The organism is Promicromonospora noduliphila, from assembly GCF_056951025.1.
Genome location: NZ_CM167806.1, coordinates 708,482 through 720,781, shown reverse-complemented (window position 1 = coordinate 720,781; position 12,300 = coordinate 708,482). Strand labels below are relative to the sequence as shown.

Annotated in this window: 13 protein-coding genes; 6 read left to right on the top strand and 7 right to left on the bottom strand. The window is 70.9% G+C overall.

Features of this window, described 5'->3' with window-relative positions:
* Positions 1-101: 101 nt before the first annotated feature.
* Positions 102-737, top strand: a complete 636-nt coding sequence (locus AC0QU1_RS03105; protein WP_483574257.1) for a TetR/AcrR family transcriptional regulator — start codon at positions 102-104, stop codon at positions 735-737.
* Between the two features lie 16 nt (positions 738-753).
* Here AC0QU1_RS03105 and AC0QU1_RS03100 read toward each other — a convergent pair whose 3' ends face one another.
* The 4 genes from AC0QU1_RS03100 to AC0QU1_RS03085 form a co-directional block, all read right to left on the bottom strand.
* Positions 754-1,275 (bottom strand): GNAT family N-acetyltransferase, encoded by a 522-nt coding sequence (locus tag AC0QU1_RS03100; protein ID WP_483574255.1) that lies wholly within the window; start codon positions 1,273-1,275, stop codon positions 754-756.
* Between the two features lie 170 nt (positions 1,276-1,445).
* Positions 1,446-3,287 (bottom strand): S1C family serine protease, encoded by a 1,842-nt coding sequence (locus AC0QU1_RS03095; RefSeq protein WP_483574253.1) that lies wholly within the window; start codon positions 3,285-3,287, stop codon positions 1,446-1,448.
* Between the two features lie 192 nt (positions 3,288-3,479).
* The gene (gene menD, locus AC0QU1_RS03090; protein ID WP_483574252.1) at positions 3,480-5,471 is read right to left on the bottom strand and encodes a 2-succinyl-5-enolpyruvyl-6-hydroxy-3-cyclohexene-1-carboxylate synthase; all 1,992 of its coding nucleotides are present in this window, start codon (positions 5,469-5,471) and stop codon (positions 3,480-3,482) included.
* A complete protein-coding gene (locus tag AC0QU1_RS03085) occupies positions 5,468-6,445 on the bottom strand; it encodes an o-succinylbenzoate synthase (RefSeq protein WP_483574251.1) in 978 nt (325 codons plus the stop codon). The genes menD and AC0QU1_RS03085 overlap by 4 nt, the downstream gene beginning before the upstream one ends.
* 127 nt (positions 6,446-6,572) lie before the next feature.
* On the opposite strand from AC0QU1_RS03085, the gene AC0QU1_RS03080 reads away from it, so the two are divergent.
* The gene (locus AC0QU1_RS03080) at positions 6,573-7,520 is read left to right on the top strand and encodes an EamA family transporter (protein ID WP_483576621.1); all 948 of its coding nucleotides are present in this window, start codon (positions 6,573-6,575) and stop codon (positions 7,518-7,520) included.
* Here the strand turns inward: AC0QU1_RS03080 and AC0QU1_RS03075 are convergent.
* Positions 7,517-8,119 carry a gamma carbonic anhydrase family protein gene (locus tag AC0QU1_RS03075; RefSeq protein ID WP_483574250.1) on the bottom strand — a complete coding sequence of 201 codons (603 nt, stop codon included), beginning with the start codon at positions 8,117-8,119 and terminating at the stop codon, positions 7,517-7,519. The genes AC0QU1_RS03080 and AC0QU1_RS03075 overlap by 4 nt on opposite strands.
* Positions 8,120-8,213: 94 nt before the next feature.
* On the opposite strand from AC0QU1_RS03075, the gene AC0QU1_RS03070 reads away from it, so the two are divergent.
* The 3 genes from AC0QU1_RS03070 to AC0QU1_RS03060 are packed head-to-tail and all read left to right on the top strand — an operon-like array spanning position 8,214 to position 10,299.
* The gene (locus tag AC0QU1_RS03070) at positions 8,214-8,825 is read left to right on the top strand and encodes a hypothetical protein (protein WP_483574249.1); all 612 of its coding nucleotides are present in this window, start codon (positions 8,214-8,216) and stop codon (positions 8,823-8,825) included.
* Positions 8,803-9,294, top strand: coding sequence for a HEPN domain-containing protein (locus AC0QU1_RS03065; RefSeq protein ID WP_483574248.1), 492 nt, complete (start codon positions 8,803-8,805; stop codon positions 9,292-9,294). The genes AC0QU1_RS03070 and AC0QU1_RS03065 overlap by 23 nt, the downstream gene beginning before the upstream one ends.
* Positions 9,295-9,345: 51 nt before the next feature.
* Positions 9,346-10,299, top strand: coding sequence for a 1,4-dihydroxy-2-naphthoyl-CoA synthase (locus AC0QU1_RS03060; protein ID WP_483574246.1), 954 nt, complete (start codon positions 9,346-9,348; stop codon positions 10,297-10,299).
* Positions 10,300-10,316: 17 nt separating this feature from the next.
* On the opposite strand, the gene AC0QU1_RS03055 is transcribed toward AC0QU1_RS03060, so the two are convergent.
* Positions 10,317-11,426, bottom strand: coding sequence for a tyrosine-type recombinase/integrase (locus tag AC0QU1_RS03055; RefSeq protein ID WP_483574244.1), 1,110 nt, complete (start codon positions 11,424-11,426; stop codon positions 10,317-10,319).
* Positions 11,395-11,982, bottom strand: coding sequence for a helix-turn-helix domain-containing protein (locus AC0QU1_RS03050; protein WP_483574243.1), 588 nt, complete (start codon positions 11,980-11,982; stop codon positions 11,395-11,397). The genes AC0QU1_RS03055 and AC0QU1_RS03050 overlap by 32 nt, the downstream gene beginning before the upstream one ends.
* 90 nt (positions 11,983-12,072) lie before the next feature.
* Here AC0QU1_RS03050 and AC0QU1_RS03045 point away from each other — a divergent pair, with 90 nt between their 5' ends.
* Positions 12,073-12,279 carry a helix-turn-helix transcriptional regulator gene (locus tag AC0QU1_RS03045; RefSeq protein ID WP_483574241.1) on the top strand — a complete coding sequence of 69 codons (207 nt, stop codon included), beginning with the start codon at positions 12,073-12,075 and terminating at the stop codon, positions 12,277-12,279.
* Positions 12,280-12,300 lie beyond the last annotated feature (21 nt).

Below are 12,300 nucleotides of genomic sequence, written 5' to 3'. Positions count from 1 at the left end.
ACGACTGCACCGTCGTCCCGTCGCGACGTTAGCGCGATTACTGAGTCACCGTCAATTGACCCCCTGACGGCGCCGCAAAGCTTGCCGGATATGCTCGACGCATGGCAACAGCCCGACGCACGCGACTCCGTCCGGAGGAACGCCGCAACCAGCTCGTGGCACTGGGAGTCGCAACCCTCGCGGACCGCCCGTTGGCCGAAGTGACCGTCGAGGAGATCGCCGCCGAAGCCGGTGTCTCGACGGGCCTCGTCTACTACTACTTCGGCTCCAAGAACGGCCTGCACCACGAGATAGTCCGCCGCGCACGCGACTCCATGCTGCACGCCTCGGAGCCCCAGCCGGAGCTCCCGCCGGCCGACCGCCTCGCCAGCACCCTGACCAGGCTCGTCGCCTATGTCCGTGAGCACGGGCCCACCTTCTACTCGCTCGTCCGCGGCGCGGCCAGCGGCGACGAGGAGGTGCGCGCGGTGATCGAGGACGCCCGCCGCGAGCAGACCGAGCGCGCCCTGGCCGTGCTCCTGGAGCTGGACGTGCCCGACTCCGAGCTGCTGCGCATCGCCGTGCGCTCGTGGGTGGCCCTCGCCGAGCAGGCGCTCGTGGACGGCGGCATCAACTCCGACCTGGCCGCCGAAGAGCTCGTCGGCTATCTCGAGCGCAGCCTCGGCGGCGTCGTCGCCGCCGTCGTGCCGGGTGCGTCGGAGGCGCTGTTCGGGGTTCCGTCGACGTCGACGCTCTGATCTTGCCGGGAATTGATCAAAGAGCCTTGACCATCAGCAGGCAGGGATTGTCGGCCCACAGATCGGGAAACTCCTCCACCGGGTGGAAGCCGCACGCGCTGTAGAAAGCGCGCGTCTTGTCGAATCCCGGGTCCGACGCCGACGGGCCGAGCGTCTTCACGCTCAGGAGCTGCACCCCCTGGGCACGCAGGTCGTCCTCGACACGCTTCAGGAGCGTGCGCCCGATGCCCGCCCGGTGGTGCTTGCGCCGCACGGCGAGCAGGTGCACCTCCGCCGACGTCGGATAGCGCTGGTCGAGGAGCAGCACGCCGAGCACGTCCTCCGTGGAGACCGCGCCGCCGTCGGCGCCGATGGCCGGCTCTGCCCGGCCCCGCGTCCCGGCCGGCCGGACCGGCTCGGGCGCCGCGACCGCCATGTAGTTGGGGAACTTGGCGGCCGCCTCGACGTACTCGTGCGTGAACCGGTCGATGCCGAACCATTCCGGCAGCTCCTCGAGGATGTCGTGCGCGGCATCCGCCCGGCCGAGGGTTCTGACCACGGTGTACGTCCCAGACACGCCGACCAACTTAAGCCTGCGACGCCAAGTTCACCCGCTGAACGCGTAATACTACCCAGAAGAATGGGACGGCAAATGGCAGCGAGGCCAATCGCGATAAGCGATGCGGTTGACCTCGCTGCCATTATCTTGTCGTTGTCTTGACTCAGGCCTCAGCCCTGGTTCTGGTTGTTGAAGAAGTCCTGCAGCCAGTCCGGGATGTTGTTGGGGTTCGTCTGGTCCGAGCCGGAGCCGTCCTGGCCGGGCTGCTGCTGCGAACCCGGGTCCTCGGCGGTCGTCTCGTCCCGCACCGCGAGCGTCACGGTGATCTCCTGGGTCTCGCCGTCGCGCACCACTGTCAGCACCGACTCGTCACCTGCTTCCTTCTCCCGCACGAACGCCGTGAGCGACTCCGCGCCGTTCACCGGGTCGCCGTCGATGGCGACGATCACGTCGCCCTGCCGGAGGCCCGCGTCACCGGCCGGCGAGTCGGCCACCACGGTCTCCACCTGCGCACCGCGGCGGGTCACGCCGTCGGCGGTGGCCGTGCCGTCCGACATCGTGACGCCGAGGAAGGCGTGCTCGGCTGTGCCGTCCGCCACGAGCTGGTCGCCGATCTGGCTGGCCAGGTTGGACGGGATCGCGAAGCCCAGGCCGATCGAGCCGGAGCTGCTGGAGGACATGCCGCTCGACAGCGTGGCTATCGACGACGTGATGCCGATGACCTCGCCCGACGCGTTGAACAGCGGCCCGCCCGAGTTACCGGGGTTCACCGCCGCGTCGATCTGGATGGCGTTGGTGACCACCTGGTCGGACCCGTCCTCTGCGCTCGCCGTGACGGGGCGGTCCAGGGCGGACACGATGCCGGTGGTCGCGGTGTTGGCCAGGCCCAGCGGGTTGCCGAGCGCCATGACCGGCTCGCCCACCACGACCTCCGACGAGTCCGCGAAGGTGGCCGGCTTGAGGTCCGACGGCGGGTCCGAGAGCTGCACGACGGCGAGGTCGGTGGTCGGGTCGGTGCCGACGATCTCGGCGTCGTACACGCGGCCGTCGCTCAGCGTGACCTGCACCGTCGTCGCGCCGGACACCACGTGGTTGTTGGTCAGGATGCGGCCCTCGGTGTCCAGCACGACGCCGGACCCCTCCGCGCCGCCCGCCTGGCTCTCCACCTGGATCGAGACCACGGACTCCTGCACCGCCGAGGTGACGGCGGTCCAGTCCGGGTTCTGCTCGGTCGAGCTCCGCACGGGCACGTTCTGGCTGGTCGTCTGCCCGACGTCGGCCAGGGAGGCGTTGTCGTCCGAGCCGCCGGTCACCGCGATGGCACCGGCGGTGCCCAGGCTGGCCAGCAGGGCGGCGGCCGCCGCGGCGCTGACCACGGGTACCCAGGCGCGGTTCCTGGTCTTCGGCTCGGCCGCCGTGGCCGCGGGGGCGGAGTACGGGTTCACGTAGCCGGGGCCCGGGGCGGGGGTCGCGTTCTGCACGGGCACCGAGGGCTGGGCGGGGGCCGAGTGCTGGGCCGACGCCGCGCTCTGCTCGGGGGTGTGCTGCGCGGGGGCCGGGCTCTGAGCGGGGGTGTGCTGCGCGGGGGCCGGGCTCTGAGCGGGGGTGTGCTGCGCGGGCGCCGGGCTCTGCTCGGGGGTGTGCTGCGCGGGGGCCGGGCTCTGAGCGGGGGTGTGCTGCGCGGGCGCCGGGCTCTGAGCGGGGGCGCCATGGGCAGGAATGCCATGGGCGGACGTCGCGCTCTGCGCACGGGCGCTCTGGGCGGGTGTCACGTGCTGAACCGGTGCCGCGTACGGGGCCGGCGCGGGTCCGGGCGCCGGGGACTGCGCGGCGCCGGCGGACTGCGCGGCGTCGGCGGGCTGCGGCGCGCTCGGCGGCTGCGCGGTGCTCGGGGTCTGCCCCGCTGCCGCGTTCTGGGCGGGTGCCGGGCCGGCGACCGGGAGCTGCTGCGTGGGCTGCACCCCGGACGGCTGCTGGTCCGGCTGCGGAGTGGTGCTGTTCTGGTCGGTCATCGTGACCCTCCTTGAAGTCAGAACCAGTTGACACCTCGATCCTTGCCCGACCCTTGGATGAGTCTGTGAGTTCCCTGCACGCCGCGGCGCCGGTCATGGCGCGGTGGCCGTCGCTCACCACTCCGTGCCAAACGCACGGTCGCCCGGGCACTCAGACCTGCGGTCGCCCGGGTGACCCGTACGCATGAGGCGTCAGGACGTCGCCGCCTCGACCACGCGCTTCGCCAGGTCACGGGACTCCGCGAACCGGTCGGCGCGCGGCACCCGCACCTCGATCACCTGCACGCCATGGCTCGGCGCCTGGAGCGCGTGCCGCAGGGTCGGCACGTCCTTGACGAGCTGGTGGTCCACGCCGTACCCCGCGCAGAGCTGCGCGAGGTTGGACCCGTGCGGCGTCCCGAAGACCCGCTCGAACGTGGCGGTCGCGGCGCTGCCGGTCGCGGCGAGCTCGCCGTGCTCCAGGGTCGCGAAGATCGAGCCGCCGTCGTCGTTCACCACGACGATCTCGAGGTCGACGGGGGGCTCGTCCGGCCCGCGGAGCAGGCCGCCGACGTCGTGCAGGAACGTGAGGTCGCCGAGCAGCGCGCGCGTGCGCAGGCCGCGGCGAGCGGCGGAGAGCGCGACGCCGACCGCCGTCGACACGGTGCCGTCGATGCCCGCGAGGCCGCGGTTGGCCAGCACCGCGGGGCCGGGGCCGTCGAGGCCGAGCACGAGCTCCAGGTCCCGTACGGGGTTGGACGAGCCGACGACGAGCAGGTCGTCCGGGCCGAGGACGGCTGCAACAGCCCGGGCCACGGAGAGCGCGGTGGGTCCGCCGAGGACCGCCTCGTCGCTGGTCACGTCGTCCAGGACGCGCGCGGCCTGCGCGCCGGCGGCGCGCCAGCGCGCCAGGAACTCCGACGGCTCGGGCGACGCGGCAGGGTCGGACGCGGCAGGGTCGGACGCGGCAGGGTCGGACGCGGCAGGGTCGGACGCGGAGGCGTCGGGCGGCACGACGTCGGACGACGCCGCCTCGAACCAGACCGGAGCCAGGCCGGGCAGCACGACGGCGGCGTTGCGCGCGGCGTCGGGCCACGGACCCGCACCCGGTGCGACCACGGTGACCGTGACCGACGGGCGGCCGAGCAGGCGCTGCACCGGGCGGGACAGCGTGGGCCGGCCGAAGACCACCGCCTGCTCGACGGTCCCGGCGAGCTCGTCGGAGCCGAGCAGCACACGGTAGCCCGCCACGGCGTTGGGCCCGCCCGTCGCGCCCGACGACGGCTCGGCGAACAGCGGCCAACCCTGCGCCTCGGCGAGCTGCCGCGCCTCGGGCCCCGCGCCGTCGCCCGCGATCACGACGGTGCGCGCCGGGTCGCCCGGCAGCGCGGGCGAGCCGAAGTGCTGCAGCACGGCCGGCACGACGAGCGGCGGGTCGGGCTTGGGATAACCCTCCTGCGCGGTGTCCGCGGGCGGGCCGGGCAGCGGGGCCGACGGCGCCAGCGGGTCTCGGAACGCCAGGTTGAGGTGCACCGGGCCCGGGTGTCCGGAGCGGAAGCCCAGGGCGGCACTGACCGCGCGGCCCGCGATGTGCCGCAGGTCCCGGAGCGACGCCGCCTCGGCGGCTCCGCCGGGCGAGTCGGCGCGGCCGGACGAGCCGACGCGGCCAGACAAGTCGGCGGGGCCAGACGGATCGGCCCCACGGGACGGATCGACTCCGCCGGACGGGTCAACCTCGCCGAACTCCCCGGACGGGCCGGCCCCGCCAAACGGCCCGCTCGGCGCGGGGATGTCCGCCGCGAACCGAACCGCCGACCCGAAGATGCCGACCTGGTCGGTGGTCTGCGACGCCCCGGTCCCGCGCAGCTCGTGCGGCCGGTCCGCGGTCAGCAGGATCAGCGGCAGGCCGGTGTGGTTCGCCTCCAGCACAGCGGGGTGCAGGTTCGCCACGGCGGTCCCCGACGTCGTGACGACGGCGACCGGCGTGCCCTCCATGCCCTTCGACAGGCCCAGCGCGAGGAACCCCGCCGCGCGCTCGTCGATCCGTACGTGCAGGGTGAGGCGGCCGGCGTCGGCGGCCTCGGCCACCGCGTAGGCGAGGGGGGCGCTACGCGAGCCGGGAGCGAGCACGACGTCCGTCACACCCCGGCTGACCAGGTCGGCGACCAGTGCGCGGGCGGCGGTCACGGCGGGCGGGATCGTCATGCGTCCTCCAGGATCCGGGTCAGTCGGTGGTATCTGGCGAGCCAGCGCTCCGCCGTCGGGCCGTCGGGGACCGCCGCCGCGAGCGCCTCTGGCGAGGGTTCGGGGCGACGGACGGGGAGCGCGCCGTCGACGGGCAGCAGCGGCTCCGCGACGACGTCGTGCACCAGGAGCTGGGACGTCGCGAGCCCGCAGGCGTAGGGCAGCTCGGGGAGCGCGGCCGCGAGGGCGACGCCGGCGGCGAGCCCGACCGAGCTCTCCAGCGCGGACGAGACGACGACCGGCAGCCCGACCTGTTCGGCCAGGTCGAGGCAGGCGCGGACGCCGCCGAGCGGCTGGACCTTGAGCACCACGATGTCGGCGGCTTCCTGGCGAACCACGCGCATCGGGTCGGCCGCGCGGCGGATCGACTCGTCGGCGGCGACGGGCACGTCCTGCTTGCGCCGCACCAGGGCCAGCTCGTCGACGTCGGCGCAGGGCTGCTCCACGTACTCGAGCCCGCCGGCGGCGCGGTCGATCTCGGCGAGGTGGGCCAGGGCCTCCCCGGGCGTCCAGGCGGCGTTGGCGTCGATGCGGATCGCGCCGTCGGGCCCGAGGGCGTCGCGGACGGCGGCGACCCGCTCGGCCTCGGCTACGACGGGTTCGAGCGTCCCGTCGGGGCCGCGCTGGGCGACCTTGACCTTGGCGGTGCGGCACCCGCCGGACGCCAGGACGAGCTCCCGTGCCCGTTCCGGGCCGACGGCGGGGACCGTGACGTTCACGGGCACGCTCTGCCGAACCGGCTCGGGCCAGCCGATCGTCGCGGCTTCGTATGCCGCGCGCAGCCAGGTCGAGGACTCCTCGTCGTCGTAGTCCCAGAACGGCGACAGCTCGCCCCAGCCCACTGGGCCGCGCAGGAGGACGCCGTCGCGCACGTCGATCCCGCGGAAGCGGGTGCGCAGGGGCGTCGACCAGACGACGGGTTCACCGATCAGCACAGGCCCAGGCTAACGATCCGCATGACTACTTCGTCGCGTTCGGATGGTGAGTGTGAGTTATCCACAGGGTGCGCGAAATGAGGTGTTGCACGACCATCTGGTCGTCAATACTCCACGCGTGGCCCCCATGAACGACGACGACGCTCGACACGACCCGACGCCCCGGCCGTCACTGACCGGTCTGGTCGGGCGTGGCCTCGGCGGGGTCCCACCGACGGTCCTGGTGCTGCTCGGCATCGTCAGCGTCCAGCTCGGCTCCGCGCTGGCCAAGCAGCTCTTCAGCGAGGTGGGCAGCTTCGGGACCGTCGCGTTGCGCCTGTTCTTCGCCGCGGCGATCCTGCTGCTCCTGTGGCGGCCCTCACCGCGCATGAGCCGTCGCGCGTGGACCGTGGTGGTCGCCTACGGCCTGACCCTCGGCCTGATGAATCTCTGCTTCTACCTGGCGCTGGACCGGCTCCCGCTGGGGATCGCGGTGACCGTCGAGTTCCTGGGACCGCTGACGGTGGCCATCCTCGGTTCGAGGCGATGGCTGGACGTGCTCTGGGCGGTGCTCGCGGCGGCCGGCGTCTTCCTGCTCATGGGCGGTGGCGGCGACGTGAACCTCGTCGGCCTGCTGTTCGCCCTCGCCGCGGCCGCGTGCTGGGGCCTGTACATCGTGGTCAGCGCGGCGCTGGGCCGCCACACCACGGAAGGCAACGGCCTGGCTCTGGGCATGCTCGTCGCGGTGGTGGTGGCGGTGCCCATCGGCGTGGCCGACAGCGGAGCGGCGCTGGTCCAGCCGTGGGTCCTGGTCGCGGGGCTCGGCCTGGGGCTGCTGTCGTCGGTGGTCCCGTACTCGCTGGACCTGGAGGCGCTGCGCAAGATGCCGCCACGCGTCTTCGGCATCCTGATGAGCCTCGAACCGGCCATGGCGGCCCTCGTCGGCCTGGTCGTGCTCCGGGAGCTGCTGCACTGGTCGCAGTGGATCGCGGTGCTGTGCGTGGTCGTGGCCTCGGTGGGCGCCACGCGGGGCGCGCGGCCCGCCGTCCGGCCGGAGGAGCTCGCGCCGGCCGAACCCCTGGACCGCCGGAACTAGGTCTTGTCGACGACGGGCACGTCGTCACGGTGCGCGCCGTAGTAGTCCGACTGCCCACGCATGATCTCGCGCATCGACGCGTCCTGGCCTACTCCGTACACGGTGCCGTCGAAGTCGAGCTCCCGCTGGATCGCCCAGATCTCCTCGTGCCTGTCCGGCGGCAGGATGGTCGCCGGGTCGCCCACGGCCACCCAGCCGATGGGCACGAGCCCTCCTGGGGCGACGACGGTGTTGACCTGCACCACGCCGTTGATGCGCACCTCCGCGCCCGCGCCGATCACGCTGCCCGGGAACAGCGAGACGCCCGTGGCGAGGAACACCTCGTCCTCGACTCTGCTGCCGTTGACATGGGCGTGCGGGCCGATCAGCACGGCGGAGCCGATCTCGGCAGGGTGCCCTCCGCGCCCGCGGACCAGCGCGTTCTCCATGACCACCGTGTCCTCGCCGATGACGACGGCGCCGTCCTCCGCCGTGAGCACGGCCCCGTGCAGGATTCTGGCCCCGGCGGCGATGCGGACATCACCGATGACGGTGGCCGACGGCGCGACGTACGCCGACGGATCGATGGTCGGTTCGAGACCACGATGGCGGATCAGCATATGTGGGCTCCTCTCCAGCCGTCACCCTACTGGTCGACACCCACACGACCTCAACCACCTCTCTTTTCATAAAACGAACGATAGACTCGGTTTTATGAAAAGAGCTGCGCCGCTACTTCTCCCACTTCTGCGCACTCGCTCGCAGGGCGACATCCTGGCGGCGGTACTCCTCCGGCCAGAAGAGGAGCAGAGCCTGTCCGACGTCGCCAGGCTCGTCGATGTGTCCCCCGCGACCGTCCTGCGCGAGATCGACCGCCTTGACAAGGCCGGTCTCGTCTCGACCCGCCGTCTCGGCAACACACGACTTGCCCGCGCACGAACGGACAACCCCGTTTACGCTCCTCTAGCAGAACTTCTAGCGGTGACCTTCGGTCCCCTGGCGGTGCTTCGCGGCCTCCTCACCGACGTCGAAGGCATCACGCGTGCCTTCATCTATGGATCATGGGCGGCTCGCTACAACGAGCAGCCTGGTTCAGTGCCTGGTGACATCGACGTGCTCGTCATCGGCGATCCTGACCGTGATCAACTCGCCGACGTCGTAGAGGAAGCCGAGAAGACGCTGCACAGAGAGGTCAACGTGCGCCGCGTCTCCACCTCCGCATGGGCGGACGACGACGGCCCGTTCAAGCGAACAGTCATGAGCTCGCCGATCGTCGAGCTAGTCGAGAACGAAGGAGATCCGAGTGCCACGGACGACGACGGGTAGGGAACGCTGGCCGGTCGGCGAGCCTGAGGTCCAGAACCTCATCGACGAAGGCGAGCTCCAGCAGGTCGAACCGTCCGAGGAGCACGCAGAGTTTCTTCTCGACCAGGCTGACATCCACCTCACCTCGGCTGCCAAGCTGGTCGATGACGACCCGGCCGGCGCCCTGGCGATGCTCTACGACGCCGCGCGCAAGGCCATGACCGCACCCCTCGCACGACAGGGACTACGACCGACCAACAAGAACGGCCATCGCGCGGTCCAAGAAGGTGTCGAGGCCCAGCTTGGAGTCAATGCACGCAAAGTCGTGAGGACGTTCCGCGCTCTCCGACTTCGCCGCCACGACTCCGAGTACCCAGGCATAGAGACTCCAACCATCACCACCGAAGAGGTGACGCTCGCTCTCGCGGACTCACAGGACATCGTCGCCGCGATGAGGAAGTTCGTTCCGAACCTGGGCCCCTGGCACTGAGGCTCTCCGCACGTCACCACCACCGACACCGCCCGAACTAGGCTTGCCCGCGTGAGCACGAGCACCGAACTCCCCCGTCAGGTCTCCGAGACGTTCGACCCGCAGCGCTGGCGCACGGTCGCGGGCTTCGAGGACCTGACCGACCTCACCTACCACCGCGGCGTCGACCGCAGCGGTGACGAGCCGCGCGACCTGCCGGTGGTCCGCATCGCGTTCGACCGGCCCGAGGTGCGCAACGCATTCCGCCCGCACACGGTGGACGAGCTGTACCGGGTCATGGACCACGCCCGCATGACCTCCGACGTCGGCACGGTACTGCTCACCGGGAACGGCCCCTCCCCCAAGGACGGCGGCTGGGCGTTCTGCAGCGGCGGTGACCAGCGCATCCGCGGCCGCGACGGCTACCGCTACGCCGAGGGCGAGACCGCCGACTCGATCGACCCGGCCAAGGCCGGCCGGCTGCACATCCTGGAGGTGCAGCGCCTCATGCGGACCATGCCCAAGGTGGTCGTCGCGGTGGTGGACGGCTGGGCCGCCGGCGGCGGGCACTCCTTGCACGTCGTCGCCGACCTCACCGTGGCGTGCCGCGAGCACGGCAAGTTCAAGCAGACCGACGCCGACGTCGGCTCCTTCGACGCCGGGTACGGCTCCGCCTACTTCGCCCGGCAGCTCGGGCAGAAGCGCGCCCGCGAGGTGTTCTTCCTCGCCCGCGAGTACTCCGCCGACGACGCCGAGCGCTGGGGCTCGGTCAACGAGGTCGCGGAGCACGACGACCTGGAGGGGCTGGCGCTGGAGTACGCGCGGATCATCGCCACCAAGTCGCCGCAGGCCATCCGGATGCTCAAGTTCGCCTTCAACGCCGCCGACGACGGCATCGCCGGCCAGCAGGTGTTCGCGGGCGAGGCGACGCGGCTGGCGTACATGACGGACGAGGCGGTCGAGGGCAAGGAGGCGTTCCTGGAGCGGCGCGAGCCGGACTGGTCGGGGTTTCCGTACTACTACTAGGACCGCAGGTCAGCAGGCTACTTTGCGCCCGCAGTCCGCGGAGAGTCCGCAAGACCGAGCGCATCGGCCATGAGACTCGTCGCTGCGGCGCGCGTGCGGTCCTCAGCGGAGGGCCACAGGTGGGAGTAGGTGTCGAGCGTCATGCTCGCGTTCGCGTGGCCCAGGGCGCGCTGGACGGTCACGACGTCGCAGCCGTCGGCGATCAGGCCAGAGGCGAAGTAGTGCCGGAGGTCGTGCAGGGTGAAGACGTCCATGCCCGTCACGCGGGCTCGGATGCGCCGCCACTGGTGACCGGCCGAGTCGACAAGCCACGTCCGGTCGTTCTCATTGGATAGAAGCCATTGCTCGTCACCACGCGTGCCGTAGACCTCGACGTGGCGGGCAAGCAGTTCGACGAGCGCGAGCGGGACCGAGAGCACACGCTCCGATCCGTACTTCGGCTCGGTCACGTACGCGGTCTCGGGCGTGCGGCCTTGGATCTGTCGGCGGATCTGGATCGTTCGCCGGAGGAAGTCAACGTCGCCGAGCTGGAGCCCCGCCGCTTCACCGAGCCGAAGACCGGCAAACGCGCACACCGCGATAAAAGGCCGGAAGTGCTTCGCCGACGCCGCGATCGCGGCCCCGACCTGCTCCGAGGTCGGGATTGTCATGGCGTGCTCTGGCTTGCGGACGCGCGGCAGGCGAACATGCTCTGCGGGGTTCTCCGAGATGACCCGGTCGCGCACTGCGGCACGGAGTGACGCACTGACGTAGGCCACGCGAGTCTTGATCGTCGTAGCCGCCAGTCCACGCTTCTGCATGTCCCGTATCCACGACTCGACGTGCGAAGGACGGAGCGTGCGCATCTGGATCTGTCGGAACGTCACGCAGTCGTACGCCTGGCCGGCGGCAGAACGCGTCGTCCGCTCCCACACCTGGCGCTGGGACCAGTCCGACCACCACTGCTCGAACGTGACACGTCCGCGTCGCGGGTCGGCATAGGTACCAGTGACGATGCTTGCGGTGACTTCGTCGAGCCAGTCCTGGGCGTCGGTCCTGCGGTCGAAATGGCGGGAGTGCTCCTTCTTGGCTTCGTCGCGGTAGCGGGCGCGCCACTTACCGTTCGGTCTCTTCTTGATCGAGGCCATCTGTGTCTCCTTCCGTGGGGTCCGGGTCGTCTCCGGTGAGGACTCTGGCTAGTTCGTCGGGGGTCAGGGATTCCAGGTTGAGCGGTGTGAGTTGCTCGCTGTCGAGCAGGATTCGGGCCATGTGGATCAGTTTTTCGAGGGTGTGCTCGTGCAGAGCCGCTGCTGCGGCTTGGGGACGTTCCCAGCCGGGGATCTTCGTTGCTTCCTCGATGGCGGTTAGGAGTGTCCGTCGTTCGCGTTCGAACTCGACGAGCACTTTGATTGCGCTGGCGGCGTGGAACGCGACCTGGCGCGTGTGGTAGCCGACCTCGCGGGTGGCGGCGGCTTGTTCGGGTTCCTGGATGAGGTCTTCGAGGCGGACGTTCAGTTCGTCGGCGAGGTCGATCGCTTCGGCGAGTTTGAGTGGGCGTTCTCCTTTCTCGATGGCTGAGGCGGTGGCCTGGGACCACTTCCAGCCTCGGTTGCGCATGGCGCGGGCTAGCGCTTGCTGGCTGCGTACGCCGCGCCTGCTAGCGAGGTTCTTGCCGATGTGAATGTCTCGTTCGTCTGCTGCCACGCCCCAACCATATCGGCGAATCTTGTTTACAGCCACAAGAACTCGTGATCTACTAGATTTCAAGGTTTGCCACAACAACGGAGGCTGATCATGGACGAGTCCGATCCGATGCTGCGCACCCGAGAGGTCTCTGACCTCCTCGGCGTACCGGAGAACACGCTGCGCTGGTGGCGGTACGAGGGAAAGGGTCCGGACTCGTTCCGGCTCGGTCCGCGCCGGGTGGTCTACCGGCGCTCGAAGGTGCTGGCCTGGCTCGCGGCGCAGGAGGCGGCTGGTGCCAACCACACAATGGCCTGATCCCTCCCAGGGCAGGCGAAT